The 17,358-nt window shown below is 43.2% G+C and carries 12 protein-coding genes, 1 tRNA gene and 2 pseudogenes; 8 read left to right on the top strand and 7 right to left on the bottom strand.

Annotated elements, in window-relative coordinates; all coding sequences use genetic code 11:
* Positions 1–26: 26 nt before the first annotated feature.
* A complete protein-coding gene (locus R7035_RS15775; protein ID WP_017821078.1) occupies positions 27–941 on the bottom strand; it encodes an alpha/beta hydrolase in 915 nt (304 codons plus the stop codon).
* A gap of 128 nt (positions 942–1,069) precedes the next feature.
* On the opposite strand from R7035_RS15775, the gene R7035_RS15770 reads away from it, so the two are divergent.
* Positions 1,070–1,999, top strand: a complete 930-nt coding sequence (locus R7035_RS15770; RefSeq protein ID WP_213873957.1) for a LysR family transcriptional regulator — start codon at positions 1,070–1,072, stop codon at positions 1,997–1,999.
* A gap of 69 nt (positions 2,000–2,068) precedes the next feature.
* Here R7035_RS15770 and R7035_RS15765 read toward each other — a convergent pair whose 3' ends face one another.
* Complete coding sequence (locus R7035_RS15765) at positions 2,069–3,262, bottom strand: acetate/propionate family kinase (protein WP_005386205.1); 1,194 nt, start codon at positions 3,260–3,262, stop codon at positions 2,069–2,071.
* 363 nt (positions 3,263–3,625) lie between these two features.
* Here R7035_RS15765 and R7035_RS26185 point away from each other — a divergent pair.
* Together R7035_RS26185 and R7035_RS26180 are read left to right on the top strand one after the other, a co-directional pair.
* Positions 3,626–3,946, top strand: a pseudogene (locus R7035_RS26185) (GGDEF domain-containing protein); the annotation flags it as partial.
* 86 nt (positions 3,947–4,032) lie between these two features.
* Positions 4,033–4,276 (top strand): annotated as a pseudogene (locus R7035_RS26180) (EAL domain-containing protein); the annotation flags it as partial.
* Between the two features lie 72 nt (positions 4,277–4,348).
* Here the strand turns inward: R7035_RS26180 and R7035_RS15755 are convergent.
* Positions 4,349–6,280 (bottom strand): DEAD/DEAH box helicase, encoded by a 1,932-nt coding sequence (locus tag R7035_RS15755; protein ID WP_005375680.1) that lies wholly within the window; start codon positions 6,278–6,280, stop codon positions 4,349–4,351.
* 413 nt (positions 6,281–6,693) lie between these two features.
* Between R7035_RS15755 and rnb the strand changes: the two genes are divergently transcribed.
* Positions 6,694–8,697, top strand: coding sequence for an exoribonuclease II (gene rnb / locus R7035_RS15750; RefSeq protein ID WP_213967996.1), 2,004 nt, complete (start codon positions 6,694–6,696; stop codon positions 8,695–8,697).
* A gap of 71 nt (positions 8,698–8,768) precedes the next feature.
* A complete protein-coding gene (locus R7035_RS15745) occupies positions 8,769–9,578 on the top strand; it encodes a helix-turn-helix transcriptional regulator (protein WP_017635750.1) in 810 nt (269 codons plus the stop codon).
* 33 nt (positions 9,579–9,611) lie between these two features.
* Here the strand turns inward: R7035_RS15745 and R7035_RS15740 are convergent, their stop codons facing one another.
* Positions 9,612–9,965: a DUF3024 domain-containing protein gene (locus tag R7035_RS15740; protein ID WP_017821084.1), complete on the bottom strand. Its 354-nt coding sequence runs from the start codon at positions 9,963–9,965 to the stop codon at positions 9,612–9,614.
* A 266-nt stretch (positions 9,966–10,231) separates the two neighbouring features.
* Here R7035_RS15740 and R7035_RS15735 point away from each other — a divergent pair, with 266 nt between their 5' ends.
* Positions 10,232–11,056, top strand: a complete 825-nt coding sequence (locus R7035_RS15735) for a phosphate ABC transporter substrate-binding protein (protein ID WP_017635752.1) — start codon at positions 10,232–10,234, stop codon at positions 11,054–11,056.
* Positions 11,057–11,119: 63 nt separating this feature from the next.
* Here the strand turns inward: R7035_RS15735 and R7035_RS15730 are convergent, their stop codons facing one another.
* A complete protein-coding gene (locus tag R7035_RS15730) occupies positions 11,120–11,800 on the bottom strand; it encodes a MaoC family dehydratase (protein WP_005375670.1) in 681 nt (226 codons plus the stop codon).
* Between the two features lie 329 nt (positions 11,801–12,129).
* Here R7035_RS15730 and R7035_RS15725 point away from each other — a divergent pair.
* Positions 12,130–12,220 (top strand) — tRNA-Ser (locus R7035_RS15725).
* Between the two features lie 160 nt (positions 12,221–12,380).
* On the opposite strand, the gene R7035_RS15720 is transcribed toward R7035_RS15725, so the two are convergent.
* The gene (locus R7035_RS15720; RefSeq protein WP_033907145.1) at positions 12,381–13,931 is read right to left on the bottom strand and encodes a PAS domain-containing methyl-accepting chemotaxis protein; all 1,551 of its coding nucleotides are present in this window, start codon (positions 13,929–13,931) and stop codon (positions 12,381–12,383) included.
* A 285-nt stretch (positions 13,932–14,216) separates the two neighbouring features.
* Between R7035_RS15720 and modF the strand changes: the two genes are divergently transcribed.
* A complete protein-coding gene (gene modF, locus R7035_RS15715; protein WP_104976535.1) occupies positions 14,217–15,671 on the top strand; it encodes a molybdate ABC transporter ATP-binding protein ModF in 1,455 nt (484 codons plus the stop codon).
* Here the strand turns inward: modF and R7035_RS15710 are convergent.
* On the bottom strand, positions 15,659–17,131 hold the full coding sequence (locus R7035_RS15710; protein WP_005386194.1) for an EAL domain-containing protein: 1,473 nt from the start codon (positions 17,129–17,131) through the stop codon (positions 15,659–15,661). The genes modF and R7035_RS15710 overlap by 13 nt on opposite strands.
* Between the last annotated feature and the right edge of the window lie 227 nt (positions 17,132–17,358).

Raw genomic sequence — 17,358 nt, 5'->3', positions numbered from 1 at the left:
AGCAATTGAGCCTTTCATCGGGAATATTAAAGAGTGCGTTGGAAGAAAGATGCGAGTTGGGATACTGCGTCATCGACGTATTCGGCAACATCATAAAGCGACATATGGTTTGCACCATCAATGGCATACAAGGTTTTATCTGAACTCGCTGCACGTTCTATCAGGTCATCACTCATCCATTTGCTGCCTGCGTCACTACCAACGACAGCAAGAATTGGCTGAGTTAGGAATGCTTCCGCTTTGTGGTACGCATCGTAAGTAATGATCTGGTTTAAGTTACGAGTTAGAGCAAAACCCGGCGCATTTGGATGTTCACAACGTGGTGTGTGGTAATACTCCCAAGCTTCGCGTAGCTCTGCATTTGAGGCATCTTCTTCACGCATCGGAGCTAGAGGAATAGTCGCGAATTCTGTACCATTCGTGTCGGTTGTGCGAGCATTCGAACCAAATTCTAAGTAACCAACAGCGTCAGCATCGTTAACCGAATTATCCCAACCATTACGGAACATTTGGCCAATGTTTACGGCACTAACCATACCCAGTGCTTTGATTCGACGATCATTGATCGCTGCATTTGCACTATAGCCCGCACCAGCACAAATCCCCATTGCGCCAATTTTATCGTTATCGACGTACTCTAACGTTGTCAGATAGTCGACGACTGCGCTCACGTCTTCAGTACTCGTGTAAGGGTTTTCCATTTGGCGAGGCTCACCTGTACTTTCACCTTGATACGAACGGTCAAACGCAATGGCAATTATGCCGCTTTTTGCAAGTTTACTCGCATATAGGCCTGCGGTTTGCTCTTTTACGCCACCACCTGGGTGTGAAACAACAACCGCCGCATATTGTTTACTTGCATCAAAATCTGTAGGGAAGTTGATAACCGCTGAAATCTCAATACCTTGACCATTGAGATTTTTGAAAGTGACTTTAGACATAGCGACATTCTCCATTAGAAGTTAACTGTTCATCTCAGGCTGACCTAAGCTTCGATGTAATATTAGTCAACACACTGTTTCGGATAAATATCGTTTTATCTACATGACTGTTTAGTTATACTTAACAAATGAGAATAGAACCTTCTTTAATTTCATCACTGACGTGGTTTGCACATATTGCTCGCCATCGTAGTTTCACTAAAGCAGCCTTAGAAATGGGGGTAACCCGTGCTGCCTTATCACAACACCTAAAAGCGTTAGAACAACAGCTACAAGTTCGGTTAATTAATCGAACCACCAGAAGTATGTCGCTGACGGAAGAAGGCCAACGTCTGCTTGATATTTTGCAACCTTCATTGGTGAACATTGAGCAGGTCGTTAACGAATTGAACGACTCTCATCTTGAGCCTTCGGGATTAATCCGTATCAGTGTATCAAGAACCGCTGCTCGGCTGCTTATTGAGCCCTATCTAGGTGAGTTCCTCTCTCGTTATCCTAAAATACGCCTAGAGCTAATCATGGATGATGGGTTTTCTAACATCGTCGCAGAAGGCGTTGACGCTGGCATTCGCTTAGGATTAAGCTTAGATGAACATATGGTTGCGATCCCTATTACTCCGCCGTTAACAACGGCAATAGTGGGCTCTCCTGAATACTTTAGGCAAAATGGACTACCTCAAACTCCTGAGGATTTAGAAGATCACAATTGCCTTGCTTATCGTTTTACCTCTAGCGGAACAATTGATCATTGGTCGCTAACCTCTCCAGATGTTGCAAAGCGCACCCTCGTTTTCGAGCCTAAAGGTAATGCTATTTTTAATGATGACTATAGTATGTTACAAGCTGCAATACAGGGTGTGGGTTTAGTGAAGCATATTGATTTATGGGTGGAAAAGCACATAGATGAGGGAAGATTGACCCGAGTTCTGACACCTTGGTGCAAAGAGTTTCCAGGGTTTTATTTATATATACCTTCACGAGAGCATATGCCGAAAAAAATCCGCGTCTTGATGGATTTTTTAATCAAAAAGCGCGAAGCTCTGAAACTCAAAGAGTAATTGCCAAATTGCTTTAAATAAAAAAAGCGAGCACGAGGCTCGCTTTTAACTTTCTGTTTTCGTTATATATTACAATAGCTCAACCGATTGTTTGGCTATCACAAATTCCTCGTTAGTAGGAATAACTAGTGCTTTCGCACCGAGCAACTCAGATGTTGCAATAACACCTGCGTTACCAAATCTTGCATCTTCGTTACCTTTCTCATCTTCAACAAAACCTAACAGTTTTAGGTTTTTCAAGATTTCACGACGAATTGGTAGTGAGTTTTCACCAATACCACCAGTGAAGATGATGCCGTCTAATGAATCCAGAGCCGCTAGGTAGGAAGTAATGTACTTCGCAACGCGGTAAGTGAAGATCTCAAATGCCAACTTCGCACGTGAATTCCCCGCTTCCATTGCTTCTAGTACACCACGAGCATCACTTGTCACACCAGATACACCTAAGAAACCTGACTTCTTGTTCATCATCTCGAACACTTCGTCTTTTTCCCAGCCTTTACGGAAAAGGAACTCGATAACACTTGGGTCGAGGTCACCACAGCGAGTGCCCATCATTAGGCCAGCTAACGGCGTCAAACCCATACTTGTATCAACACATTCGCCATTTTTAACCGCACTCACTGATGCACCGTTACCTAAGTGCACAGTGATAAAGCTGCTTTCTTCAACCGGCTTATCTAGCATTTTCGCTGCTTCACGGCTTACGTAGTAGTGGCTTGTGCCATGAGCACCGTAACGACGCACTTTATGCTCTTCGTAAAGCTCGTAAGGAAGTGCGTACATAAAGGCTTTGGCTGGCATTGTTTGGTGGAAAGCAGTGTCGAATACAGCAAATTGAGGCAGTGAAGGGAACGCCGCCATTGCCGCTCTCATGCCTTCAGCGTTCGCTTTGTTATGAAGTGGTGCAAGTTCAGCAAGGCGCTCTACTTCTTGAATAACTGTTTCATCAACTTTCACAGTTCCTTTAAAGGTTTCACCGCCTGCGACAATGCGATGGCCTACAGCGACAAATTTTGAGCTCAAACCTAGAGTTTCGAGTAGTTTTACCACTCGCTCAACAGCGTACTGATGATGGTTACCGCCAGCTGGAATTGCTTCAACGGTTTTTTCTCCCTGATATTTCCAACTGATTTCAGCTTCAGGTAGGCCAAAACACTCACCAATACCTGATACCAAAGCTTCACCGGTTTCAGAATCAATAACAGCAAATTTTAATGAAGAGCTACCAGAGTTGATCACCAGTACAAACGAATTAGACATGAAATAGTTATCCTGTTGTAGAGCAGAGGTTGTAATAGCGCTTGTGCGCTGCGTACTTCTTGTTTGCCCCTCTATTATTCAATAATTTTTTAATCTTTCAACAATCTTTTAGTAAAAGCGATTTGATTGAACAAATTTTGTTGATCTGTAGCAAGTTTTGATTTTATTTGAAGACTAAAAAATATCACTTGTTAAACATAATTTATGAATAGGTCAATTTGTACAAAGTCAGATATATAAGCTACGTTGTTTATTGGGTGAACAAAAATAACAAACCAATCAATAAATCGGGGTAATAATGTGCCCACTATTGCATTTCTATTAGTGATCTTAGGTTTGATTTTGCTCTGCTGGGGATGGCAGATGACAAAAAACATCTGCTCGAAAACTGACGTAACCGGGTGGACTTTCCTATTATTGTTAATCAGCTGTTTCATTTTTGCTTATGCCGTTTTTTTGCACGCTATCATGCAAAAACCTATTGCTTCTCTCTTAGAAACGGGGGTTTCTCTTATACTTTTTGGCGGCAGTATCTTTGTCGTGCTGGTGATTAAGTGGAGCAACGATTCAATATTAGAGCTTCATACCGTTGCTGAAAGAGAGAAGCGCAATGCCGTCCATGACGCTCTTACTGGGCTCCCTTATCGTAAATACTACTTTGAGTCTATCGAAGACATGACACAACCTGAAGGCCAATGACTGATTCAAATTATGAGATAACCTCAAAAACGTCGAAAGATTGATAATACGTTTCAAGGTAAGCTGGTTAATTTCTTTTCACAGCAAGCCGCACTGAAGGCTCCCGCTCTATCGTTGAGAACACGATTGCGCTAGCACATGGATTAGGGTATTCGGTCGTAGCAGAAGGCGTTCAAGACATGGACACACTGCATTTTTTGAGAAGTCGAGGCTGTGACATCATTCAGGGTTACTTGTTCTGCCCTGCCCTTAGACGAAGTAATAAGTTGGGTAAACAAACACGATGAAAAGCAAAACCGTATTAGACGCGCATAAAAAAGCCGAGCGCTTTGCTCGGCTTTCAATTCTTTTTGTAGCAACTTAAACCGTCGCTTTAATCACTCGTGATTATGCGTCTGTACGACGGCCACGACCGTGACCACGTTCACCACGATGTGCACCACGGTGATCACCACCACGGTTGCGATCGAAACGACGTTCGCCACCTTCACGATTACCATCGCGGTTGCCGTCACGGTTACCACGGAAACCACCTTCGCGACGACCGCCTTCACGACGATCACCACCACGATTGCCGCCTTCGCGGTTGCCACGGTAACCACCGCCATCACGACGACCACCATCGCGACGACCACCGTCACGGCGACCACCACGAGACTCGCGGAAATCATCGAAGTCACATACTACAGCACCAACATCTTGTTGACGGATACGTAGTTTGCTTAGCTTGTTCGCCGCGTCTGAAGTCATTGCTTTAGGTAGCTGTACGAATGTGTGACCTTGAGCTAGTTTGATCGCACCGATAGAACCTTTACCTAGACCTAGTTCGTTTGCTAGAGCGCCAACGATGTCTTTAACTTGAACGCCTTGCTCACGACCAACTTGAAGCTGGTAAGTATCCCAGTCTTGGTTGTTGAAGTTACGACCGCCGTCGCGACCACCTTCACGGCGCTCTTTACGACGTTGCTTGTCACGCTCAATTGCTTCAACCATTGGGTCTTCGCCAATATAGAACAGAGGACGTTTGCCTTGCTGACGCTTAAGAAGCATAGCAGCAAGTGTTGCAGGGTCGATGTCTAGAGAAGTTTGTAGTTTCTCTACCAACTCAGCAAATTTGTCTAGTGCTTTGTGCTCTTTCTCTGCTTCAAGCTCAGCGCCTAGCTTAGCTAGACGAGCTTCAGCAACTTGGTCACGTAGAGGAAGTTGGATTTCTTCCATAGATGACTTAGTTACACGCTCGATAGTGCGAAGCATACGAATTTGGTTAGTGCGAACTAGAAGGATCGCTTTACCTTTACGTCCAGCACGGCCAGTACGACCGATACGGTGGATGTATGACTCAACATCAAATGGGATGTCGTAGTTAAATACGTGCGTAATACGTGGAACGTCAAGACCACGAGCTACAACATCAGTTGCAACTAGGATGTCAATAACACCTTGTTTGATGTGATCAACAGTACGTTCACGTAGAGACTGAGGAATGTCACCGTGCAGTGCAGCTGCTTTGAAGCCACGTGCAGATAGCCAGTCAGCCAGACGCTCAGTATCTTGACGAGTACGTACGAATACGATTGACGCGTCAGTTTCTTCAGTTTCAAGAAGACGAGACATTGCTTCATCTTTCTCTACACCTTTCACTACCCAGAACTGTTGTTGAACTTTGTCTACAGTGTGGTTTTTACCAGCAACGTCAACCGTTACAGGGTCACGAAGGAAACGTTCAACGATCTTCTTCAGCATTGGAGGCATAGTTGCAGAAAACAGAACGCGTTGTGCTGACTCTGGAGCGTGCTCCATGATCGCAGTTACGTCATCTACGAAACCCATGTTTAGCATTTCGTCTGCTTCATCAAGAACGAAAGTACTAACTTCGTCTAGGTGTAGACGTTCGCGATTGATAAGATCTTGAACACGGCCTGGAGTACCGACAACTACATGAGCGCCACTTTTAAGAGCACGCATTTGGTCGACAATAGATGCGCCACCGTAAATCTCTAGAACTTTCAAACCTTTGATGTTTTTACCAAGGTTTTTCATTTCCGCTGCAACCTGAATTGCCAGCTCACGAGTCGGAGCAAGTACAATCGCTTGCGGTTTGCGTTGGTTTAGATCGAGTTTGTTGAGAAGAGGCAGAGAGAACGCTGCTGTTTTACCTGTACCTGTTTGAGCTTTACCCAGCGCGTCAGCACCTTCCAATAGGTGTGGGATTGCCGCAGCCTGAATTGGAGTTGGTGACACGAAACCCATTCCGTCTAGAGCAGAAAGGATAGAATCATTCAGAGATAAATCACTGAATTGAATAACAGAATCTTGCATTGGGATCCTACTTAATTAAACAAAAAAACAGTCCCATATGCTCTTCCAATTCGATACTGATCCATCCAGATACTGATTCCATTCAGACGGGAACACAGCACAGTACACAACCGCGATAAGCCATTAGGGACGACTAAGGGAGGCGGATTATTCCTTAAAAGCATAAAAAAATCCAGAAAAAATTGAATTACATCACAATTTATTCTCAACAATGGTATTTTTAGCATATTTTTCCACCAACCCTACCATTCCCCGTAGATTCGCGTAACTCACAGATGAGAATTTCATCAATATTTAAGCCAATTTCTCGTGGTTAAATTGGCAAAATTCACGGCGAAATTACGCTTCACAGGTAGTAATAATAGCTCGCAATGATTATAGTGTGCCCAACTCCATAGGTAATTTAAGAAAAGATGTTTCAAGATAACCCACTACTCGCTCAGCTTAAGCAGCAAATCCAAGAAAACCTGCCTAAAAAAGAAGGCTCAATAAAAGCCACAGATAAAGGCTTTGGCTTTTTGGAAGTGGACAGTAAGACGAGCTTCTTCATCCCGCCTGCGTACATGAAAAAGTGCATGCACGGTGACAAAGTCATCGCCATTATCCGCACCGAAAATGAACGCGAAGTTGCAGAGCCACAAGAGCTGCTGGAACAAGCCGTGACTCGCTTTATTGGTCGAGTAAAAATGTTCAAAGGCAAGCTCAACGTAGCACCTGATCACCCACAGCTTAAAAAGCTATCTCTTAAAGCGAAACTAAAGAAAGGTCTAAAACCTGACGAGTTCGCCGAAGGTGATTGGGTTGTCGCACATCTTATTCGCCACCCTCTAAAAGGCGATAACTCTTTCTTCGTAGAAATTTCTGAAAAAATCACTGACGCGAATGATAAAATTGCGCCTTGGTGGGTAACGCTTGCTCAAAACGATCTACCAAACTCTGAGCCAGCAGGCATCGATAACTGGGAACTGAAAGACGACGCGGAGCTAAAACGCGTAGACATGACTCATGTTCCATTCGTCACTATCGACGGTGAATCGACTAAAGATATGGACGATGCGCTGTACGCGAAGAAAACCGTATCTGGCGATTTCGAACTCACCATCGCTATTGCGGACCCAACCGCCTACATCACACCTGAAGATGAAATGGATAAAGTAGCGCGTGAGCGTGGCTATACTATTTATCTTCCAGGCCGCAACATCCCGATGTTACCTCGTGATTTAGCGGACAACCTATGTTCTCTGATTGAAGGTGAAACCCGCCCTGCTATTTGCTGTACCGTAACGGTAAGTAAAGATGGTGTGATTGGCGACGATATTAAATTCTTCGCGGCAAACATCAAATCACATGCACGCCTAGCATACGATCACGTGTCTGATTGGTTAGAAAACGGCAGCTCTGAAGCATGGACGCCATCTGAAGAGATCGCGACCATCGTTCGTGATCTTTATGAGTTCTCTCTTGCTCGCGCTGAATGGCGTGAGAAAAACGCAGTGGTCTTCCCTGATCGTCCTGACTACCGTTTTGAGCTCAGTGAAGATAACGATGTAATCGCTATCCACGCAGACATGCGCCGCAGTGCAAACCGTCTTGTTGAAGAATCCATGATTACCGCAAACATCTGTGCAGGTCGTACATTACGCGATAAATTTGAAACAGGTGTCTTCAATACGCATGCAGGTATCAAGAACGAGAAGATTGAAGAAGTGGTTCAACTTGTCAATCCAGAAGGCCAGTTGGAGTTCACAGCGGAGTCTATTGCTACGCTAGAAGGCTTTGCTGCGTTGCGCCGCTGGTTGGCAGCTCAAGAAACGTCTTATCTAGATAACCGCATTCGTAAGTTCCAAGCATACAGTGAGGTGGGTAATCAGCCTCTGCCTCATTACGCAATGGGTTTAGACATCTATGCAACTTGGACATCACCAATTCGTAAATACGGTGATATGATCAACCACCGTATGTTGAAGGCCGTCATCCTTGGTAAAGAACCCGTACAAAAACCAGATGACCAAGTAGGCGAAGAGCTAGCTCTACATCGTAAACATCATAAAATCGCTGAGCGAAATGTCTCAGATTGGCTATATGCACGCACGCTTGCTGATGAGCCGAGTAAGAAAACTTGTTTCACAGGTGAGATTTTCGATATTAATCGTGCAGGCGCACGTGTCCGACTTCTCGAAAATGGCGCAGCAGCCTTTATTCCTGGTGCACTAATTCTTGATAATAAAGAAAGAATTGAGTGCAATGGCGACAACGGTACCATCTCTATCGATAAAGAGGTCGTATACAAACTTGGGGATACATTGGAAATTGTCCTTACGGACGTAAACCAAGAAAACCGCAGTTTAGTTGCAAAGCCAACCCAGGTATTCGCTGAACAACCAGCAGCACAAACAGAACAGACTGTAAGTGAGTAATACCGAATGAAGTTAAAAGGCGCTCTATTGAGCGCCTTTTTTATTTGTTATGTAAAACGATAAGAAAGAGTATGCCGAACATTGAGATCATTCGCTTTAATCACTTCACTGCGCGCAAAAGTGAGCGTTACACTGCAACACATAATGGGTTATATATTGTTGAAGAAGGTGCCCTATTAGTTCATCAACCTAATGGCGAGCAATTTGAACTTAAAGCCGGAGATTTCACACTCTATAACTCCGCAGATCTGAGCAGTGCAGAAGCCGTCTCTAGTGACGGAGGCTTTAAAGCACTGGCTTTAGTCTTCAATCCAAATATATTCTGTGACTTTAAGAAAGCGCACCCGATGCTACGTTCCAAAACGGAAGAAAGGCGCTTCTATCCTTTTTCAACGCAATCCAGTAGCGAAGTAGCACAATTGAAGGACATGTTGGTTAAGTTAGCGAGTCGCAATGCTCCAGACTACACACAAAGCCATATCGCAATGGCATTGCTGTCGTTGATGGTTGAGGTAGAGCCAAACATCCTATCTATCATAGATGATGCAAGTAGCCTGAGCGACTCTCAAAAAGCCATTAAGTACATTGAGGGTAATATTGAAAAAGACATCACGCTAGAAGGCTTAGCGGCTCATATGAGCATGTCCATCGCAACCTTAAAACGTCGCCTCGCCGCAGATGATCTTTCGTTTTCTCAGATATTAAAGGTGAAACGGATAAACTTCGCAGCAACCCAACTGCGCAAGTCAGAAAAATCAATAACAGAAATAGCGTTTGAGTCTGGCTTTAAAAGTGCAGCGCATTTCAGTACAGCATTTAAATCCGTTTACAACATGACCCCCAAAGACTTTAGAAACCAAGTTGTTAGGCCTAAAGTATAAATCATGTCGGCATTCGCATCCGTTGGGCTCGCCCTATTCCCAAAAACACGCTTGAGGATCGCGCTCCAACTCGTTGAGTAAGTCCTCAAGCATTCGGCTAAATGGAAGTGGCTTATAAGGCACCCACCTTAACAGCTCGTTGTGATATGTGGGAACATAGAAATACCAAAGTTGGTTTTCCTCATCAAACATGATCTTCGCGACGGGAGAAGTATACTCGCTATGCTGGGAGTCGAGGAGAAAATGCGCCCGATGAAGCTCAACGCCATTTTCTACTAGCTCATAGAGGCACTTGCCCTGTTCGACAGGCAAGTTAGCATTACGCGCAGAGCAGAGCGATTGAACTGATTTGTATAAACGACTTGTCGCCATTTGGGACACTGACATCAACGTTCTCCCGATGGATGATAGTTAGAGCTGTCGATCCTAGTATATAACCTTTACATCATCACCGATGGTAGTTATCTACCTAACTCAAGTATAAGATAGCTATATTATCATTTGCCCAGATTATCATCTCAGTCCACTTGGAAACGCTAGCTCCATCACCTCTTGACTAGAAACAATTCCCCTGTTTAGCGCTAACAGTTCACAAAAGTGTAACCTGAACGCAATATCATAAACTCTGCTTTATCCCGTATATGGAGTTTAATATGTTACGTTTTACTGTGGCGACGTTATTGGCCATAGCAGTCTCCCTCCCTACCATTGCAAAAGAAATCAACATCTCGGGTTCAACGTCGGTTGCTCGTGTGATGGATGTACTTGCTGAGGAATACAACAAAACACACCCAGACGATTACGTTGCTGTTCAGGGCATTGGTTCGAGTGCTGGTATCACCATGGTCAATAAAGGAGTAGCCGAAATAGGCATGAGCTCTCGCTATCTGACTGAAAGCGAAAAAGGTGAAGATCTCAATGTATACCCTATCGCTTATGATGGCCTCGCTGTTGTTGTAAACCGTACCAACTCTGTAGAAAACCTTTCTCAGCAACAGCTGTTTGATATTTACAAAGGTAAGATTAAGAATTGGAAAGAGGTCGGGGGCGCAGATCAGCCTATCGCGGTGGTTACTAGAGAAGCGTCTTCAGGTTCACGTTACAGCTTCGAAAGCTTGCTGGGACTGACCAAAATCGTTAATGATCGCCTTGTCTCGGATATCAGCCCAAACAACTTGGTTGTAAACAGCAACAGCATGGTAAAAACCATTGTTAACCATAACACTCGCGCCATTGGTTTTATCTCTGTAGGGTCAGTAGATCGCTCGATCAAGGCGATTCAGTTAGATGGTATTGACCCAACCTCGACAAACATTAGCAATCATAAGTACAAGTTGGCGCGACCATTCCTAGTGCTATACAAAGTAGATAAGATTAGCGATGCAGGTAAAGGTTTTATCGCTTTCCTTCGTTCAGAGCAGGGACAAAAAGCGATTGCAGATTACGGTTATACGCCAGTAAAAAACTTTAATCAGTAAAAATGAAAAAGAGAGCACCCTGATGCTCTCTTTTACTATGTCGTGTTCTATCCGGTTTCGGAATTAGAAATGCAGTTGAATTACAGAGACCACAACCGCACCAGGTCGACGAATACCTTCAATTTCCACTTTAATTTCGCGCTCAATCTCCAAACCTTTTTTGATTGGCGTTACTTTTGTTAACGTGCTGACTGCACGAACATTATTGCCTGCTTTGACAGGGTAAGGGAAACGGACTTGGTTTAAACCCAAGTTAACTACCATTTTAGCTGTTGGGAACATTGGCTTGTCTGGATCGACTGAATCCGTCAGTTTAGGCAGCAATGCTAATGTTAAAAAGCCATGAGCGATAGTTGTCTTAAATGGAGATTCAGTTGAAGCACGCTCTGGATCGGTATGAATCCATTGCATGTCTTCCGTTACAGCACCAAATTGGTTAATACGTTCTTGAGACACATGAACCCAATCACCAGTGTGAATAACTTCGCCAATTTTTTCACTTAACTCGTCATAAAGCTTTTGAGCCTCAGGTGCCATTACGATCGGTGCAGGTTGAGGTGCAACTTCTTCGTTGACGGCTGGCTGCTGGTGATCACGAACTTTTGAGAAAAGAAAGCTATTTTGAGCTTTCCCCAAAAAGTCACTCCAATAATCGCGTAACGTTGGAGACATCCAATTCATAAACTCGGATTGATGAGCAGAAATCGCATCAACTTTGTCTTTAAATAGATTTGTGACCTTCATAAACACCCTTAAGAATTCTAAGCACAACTGGCTATACCAGTTAATTTTGAATTAGTTCACAAAGTCTTGCAAATACTTTCGGGCGAACACATGTACCCTAAAAGCATGTTATGTCTTATATATCAGCAAGATAACAATAAAACACCATTTTATTGACGTGCGCCAATATAAAGTAAAAACTCTATAAATTGGTACTTTTTGTCCCTTTTTCACTCCGTTTTCAAACTGTCCAACATCACATCAGTGATCATAAAACAAGCAAACAGTACTTCTATTATAATTCAGCACTTTACAAGTCGGACTATGCTCCTTATTATACCGCCCACAACGGAGAGATGGCTGAGTGGTTGAAAGCACCGGTCTTGAAAACCGGCATACGTTAATAGCGTATCTAGGGTTCAAATCCCTATCTCTCCGCCACTTATTTAGAGAGCTCGCATTTATTGCGAGCTTTCGTCGTTTTAGCTCTTAAAAAACGAGATTTAGAAATCCTCGCTCGTAAACGAATCCGGCACTTCACTATATTCCAGTTAAAAGCCCGCTAATGTTTAGCGGGCTTTTAACTTCGATTTTCTAAAGTTTAAGCAAACTTCTTAATCATTTCAGACAGGTCATTGGTGCAATTTTGCACTTTGGTGTTCATATGATTCGTTTCAGTCATCAGTTCATACGATTCACTGTACTTTAAATTAAGCGACTGGATGTTTTCATTTATTTCATCCGTTACATAAACCTGCTCTTCTATCGCGACCGCAATTTGTTGGTTTCGTTCGACGACGTCCTGAACAAGGGATTCCAATTGTTGAATGCTATCCAAAGCAGTACCTAACAATGTTACCGTTCCGGTCGACATTTCATTACCTTTCTCTAACGCAGAAACCGCTGATTTGCTCCCATTTTGAATCCCTTCAATGGCCGATTTAATCTCTGTTGTCGATTCCTGAGTTCTTTTAGCTAAGGTTCTCACTTCATCTGCTACAACGGCAAACCCTCTGCCTTGTTCGCCTGCCCTCGCGGCTTCAATTGCAGCGTTCAACGCTAATAAATTAGTTTGTTCGGCAATACCATTGATGACTTCAACAACGGTTCCAATTTGCTCGGTTTGTTGGTTCAAACGTATGACCACTTTAGATATTTCGCCGAGCTCACCCACCAACTCTAAAACCGATTGGTTAACATTATCGATAACGCTACGGCTGTCTATCATCGTATTTTGCGCTTCTAACGTAGCCTCGGCGGTCGCTTGAGCATTATTTGATATCTCAGATGAAGAGGCTTGCATCTCGTTGACCGCTGTTGCGACCGAGTCAATCTCCACTTTCTGTGCGCTTAAGTTCTCCGTCACTTGCTGGCTATTTGTCGCAGCACTGTTAGCACTTGCGCGCGTTTCTTCGCAAGAGTCTTTTACAGACACGCCAACGCGCCCCAATAGCGCATTTGCAAATTGCTTACGCATCTTCATACCCAGCTCAATCTCAGCCAGATCGTTGATTCTTCCGCAATAAATATATTCCATGAGTGGATTGTTGAAGTCTTGCCTAGCCTGTTTAGCGAGCTTCTCAACTGGTCTGGTTAATACATAAATAGAGAAAACGGAAAGTAACGCAACAACGCCAAACGCTATCACTGGTGATTGATTCATTTGTAGAATGAGTAAGCCAAGAAGGTTTGAAATTAAAAGGAAGAAGGCCGATCTCATCCACAAACGTGTACGAGGAAGATACATTTTCCACGGCTTACGATTATTTCGAAGCTTCGAATACGCTTTTTCCGCTCGCTGGATGTGTATACGCTCAGGTTTAAATCTCACTGATTGGTATTCCACAACTTCACCATTAGATTTTATAGGAGAAGCAAACGCGTCAACCCAATAATAGCCGCCGTTTTTACGTCGATTTTTGACCATTCCCATCCAGTGTTTGCCAGTTTTCAGGTGAGTCCATAAATCTTTAAAAGCCTGTTTTGGCATATCAGGATGACGCACAACATTGTGGGGTTTACCGATAAGCTCCCCTTCATCAAACCCCGCGACTTCATTAAAGTTTTCACTGGCATATTTGATGTAACTGGAGGTATCGGTAATGGAAACTAGGCTGTAACTCGAAGGGTAATCGTATTCCGTTTCACTCATAAACATGTGTCCTTACATTGATTAATTAACAAACGGCAAATATGAATTTATCAGCATAACATATACATGCATAATGATAGGTTGATTCAAAAATAAAACAAAATTATTGACAAGTTTACTTGTTACTTAATGACTCTAGTCGCATTTTTATCCTCTACTACAAGGCTTCGTTAATATGCACAAGACTGAGCACTGTTCAAAATTAATACACAAAAGCGCTTCCGTACTGAGTTCGTAAATTGTTATAAGTAATCCACTAAAACGAAAACAGGGAAGACAAACACAATGACTATTCACTTTCGTCAGCTTGCAGCTAAGAGAAACACGACACACTTGTTTATTGACGATTGGAAAATTAACACTCAGCAGTCTTGGGGGATATTCAGCGCGGATGGAGATATTGGCTCTCTGCTTGGAGACCTTATTTGTGATGAAATATCACCAAATAGTGGGGAAATTGAGCTAAATGGGCTGTCCGTTGCGCAAGTGTCGTTATCAGAGCAACAGCGATTACTGGAAAGAGAATTAGAAAAAGATGATACGGATTTTCTTGATCGTATCGACCAAGGAAGCACTGTTTATTCATTAATCCTAGAACAGAGCCAAGACACTAACTTAACTGAACAGCTAGTTAATGATCTCGACCTAAGTCATCTTAGAGATAGTGGCTTCCGTGTTCTCTCTACCGGAGAAACCAGAAGAGTAATGCTCGCCCGAGCTTTAGCCACACAACCTGACTTAGTATTACTCGATAATCCATTTACTGGCTTAGATATTGCGCACCGAGCTGCTCTCGCTCGCTATTTACACTCGCTTTCTCAAAATGTGCAACTACTCATAACCTTCTCTCGCGAATCTGACATGCCTGAGTGGATCAATAGCATCGCGCTTTTCAGTGCAGGAAAGCTTGATAGTACAATGGATAAGTCCAGTTGGGATAATCATCCAATCATTGGACAAATTAAATCTCAGTCAAAGCAACAGAGTGAAGAAATGATGAGCTTGATACGTCAGCATCAGCACTCGACACCATTCAACAACCCAATATTTGAACTAAAGAATGGGACTGTTGAATACACCGATAAGAAGATTTTTACTGACTTGAACTGGCGCATAGACAAGGGCCAACATTGGCAGGTCAAAGGCCCAAATGGTTGTGGAAAGAGTACCTTACTTGGATTGATCTTTGGCGATCATCCGCAATGCTACAGCAATGACATTGATATTTTTGGTAAAAAGCGTGGTACTGGCGAGACAATCTGGGAAATTAAGCAGCATATCGGTATGGTGTCTTCAGCGCTACACCTCCAATATCGAGTCAATTGCAGCGCATTAGAAGTCATTTTGTCAGGATTTTACGATTCGATTGGGTTGTATAACCAGCCAACTCGCAAAGAAATGGATATTGCAAACGAGTGGCTCGATATCTTACATATGAGCCAGTACAAAAAAACCTCATTTAAGCAATTAGAGTACGGCCAGCAGCGACTGTTACTGATTGCAAGAGCCATCGTGAAACAACCCACATTATTGATTTTGGACGAGCCGTATCAAGGGTTAGATTTTTTGGGTAGACGGTTAGTTAAGAACACACTTGAACTCATCGCTAGAGAGAATTTAAGCCAACTATTGTATGTGTCTCACTACCAAGAAGACCGCTTAGATAGCATCAAAAATGAGTTAGAGTTTGTGTTTGATGAAAATGCTCAGTGTTATAGAGCTAACGTCTACCAATCATAATGACTTCGCTGCGCAAGCTGCTCATAAGGTAATGGTTTGGAGTACAGGTATCCCTGATGATATCTCACTCCCATCTGCTTTAAGTGTTCAGCTTGCGCTATGGTTTCCACGCCTTCAGCGATCAATTGTACTTGTAATTCTTCCGCGAAGTGAACCATCGCTTTTAAGACAGAAGCACTAAGGCTAGGAATACCAATAGTTTCGACAAAACACTTATCGATTTTTAAGTAATCTATGCGCATGTGCTGTAGAAATGCTAACGAGGTTTGGCCAGTTCCAAAATCATCGATCAGCACATCAATACCATGCACTCGCAGCGCTGCAATGCATTTTCTCGCCTCTGAATCAATGAGCTGACGCTCCGTTATCTCTACCCCTAATGAGACTTTGTTTCGGCTCAACTGTCTGTCGAGCAATTGAATTTTTCTGATCGCGTTTGGTCCGACTAAATAACCAGGCGGCACGTTAATACCAAGGTGGACAGGCTGATCAAAGCCTAATTTACTGAAGTCCTCTGCCGCTTTATCCAGAACGAAATCAGTAAGTAAAAAAACCAATCCACTTTGCTCTGCCGCAGGGACAAACTCATCCGGAGAAATGAACCCCTTACTTTGATGCTCCCATCGCACTAGCGCTTCAAACCCGAATAACTGACCGGTATCAACGTTAACTTGCGGTTGGTAATACAGGGTCAACTCTCCTCTTTTTATCGCTCTTTTAAGATCCAGTATCAAATTGCGATGGGGATCAATAAACTTATTCAACGCATACAAGCAAAGGTAGATAACGAAAATAATTGGAATTGAGTACAAAAAATAGGAAAGTGTTCTCTGTTTGACGAAAAGATCGCTGGCTTCGCTCAAAGCTTCATACTCAAACATTTGCGACGATTTGATACCGATAGGATTACTTCCCGCTCTTAATGCTCCTTCTGGTGAAACTTGATCATGGATAAACAGCGCAGAGCGTTTTAGGCGTAAATCGTTGTTAAACCCTATTGTCGCATTAAAGTAGTCATGATCGATAATCGTTACGGCTTGATAACCCCGCTCTCCTTCCGTTACCACTAGCAAGAACTGATCGTACAAGCTATCAACACTACCAAGCGCTAGCGTTTGTCCCTTGGGAAAGGCGATGTGCTCAGCTAACGGTTTAGAGATACTTCCCAATTTCGAAGAACAAGTAATGACTCCCTCTTTCACAATGAGCATTTCTTCAATATCTCGTTCAAACATTAAGCTTTGCTGGAGCTCTTCACATCGTTCAGGGTGTAGCAGCGCCGTGCGGTTTTCTGTCTCTATTTGGAATAAAATTTCATCTGCAATTTGCACATTTTTTTCTAATAAATGATTGAGATTGTTTTGCACGCTTTCACGAGCTAAATACAAAACCTCTCCAATAACCAAGGGAATAGGCAGAAGGAAAATGATGGCTTTTTTAAAAATCGCCTTATTCAGCATATAAAAGTAACCTTTTATAAAACCGATTTACTGAGATGGTACCTCGATTCCGATACCCGCTAGCAACTCACGTTTTTTAACATTATTTGTTTGGATTAACTCAGTATGCGAAACGCTGAGTAATACCGCAAACTAAACAATGTCTTATTCACTCCTGTTCCAATTTAGTATCAAGCGCCTCAAACCTGAGACTTTAATTCGACACCATGTTATGTCTATCGGTACTT

This window comes from Vibrio sp. 1731, assembly GCF_033339955.1.
Classification (GTDB): Bacteria; Pseudomonadota; Gammaproteobacteria; order Enterobacterales; family Vibrionaceae; genus Vibrio; species Vibrio alginolyticus.
Note: the sequence above shows the minus strand (reverse complement) of the source record. Positions and strands in the feature narration are given on the sequence as shown.

Coding starts and splice junctions, on each gene's coding strand:
- R7035_RS15755 (WP_005375680.1), bottom strand. CDS start 6,280: ATGCAAGATTCTGTTATTCAATTCAGTGATTTATCTCTGAATGATTCT.
- rnb (WP_213967996.1), top strand. CDS start 6,694: ATGTTTCAAGATAACCCACTACTCGCTCAGCTTAAGCAGCAAATCCAA.
- R7035_RS15720 (WP_033907145.1), bottom strand. CDS start 13,931: ATGAGTGAAACGGAATACGATTACCCTTCGAGTTACAGCCTAGTTTCC.
- R7035_RS15770 (WP_213873957.1), top strand. CDS start 1,070: ATGAGAATAGAACCTTCTTTAATTTCATCACTGACGTGGTTTGCACAT.
- R7035_RS15710 (WP_005386194.1), bottom strand. CDS start 17,131: ATGCTGAATAAGGCGATTTTTAAAAAAGCCATCATTTTCCTTCTGCCT.
- R7035_RS15745 (WP_017635750.1), top strand. CDS start 8,769: ATGCCGAACATTGAGATCATTCGCTTTAATCACTTCACTGCGCGCAAA.
- R7035_RS15765 (WP_005386205.1), bottom strand. CDS start 3,262: ATGTCTAATTCGTTTGTACTGGTGATCAACTCTGGTAGCTCTTCATTA.
- R7035_RS15735 (WP_017635752.1), top strand. CDS start 10,232: ATGTTACGTTTTACTGTGGCGACGTTATTGGCCATAGCAGTCTCCCTC.
- R7035_RS15740 (WP_017821084.1), bottom strand. CDS start 9,965: ATGTCAGTGTCCCAAATGGCGACAAGTCGTTTATACAAATCAGTTCAA.
- R7035_RS15775 (WP_017821078.1), bottom strand. CDS start 941: ATGTCTAAAGTCACTTTCAAAAATCTCAATGGTCAAGGTATTGAGATT.
- modF (WP_104976535.1), top strand. CDS start 14,217: ATGACTATTCACTTTCGTCAGCTTGCAGCTAAGAGAAACACGACACAC.
- R7035_RS15730 (WP_005375670.1), bottom strand. CDS start 11,800: ATGAAGGTCACAAATCTATTTAAAGACAAAGTTGATGCGATTTCTGCT.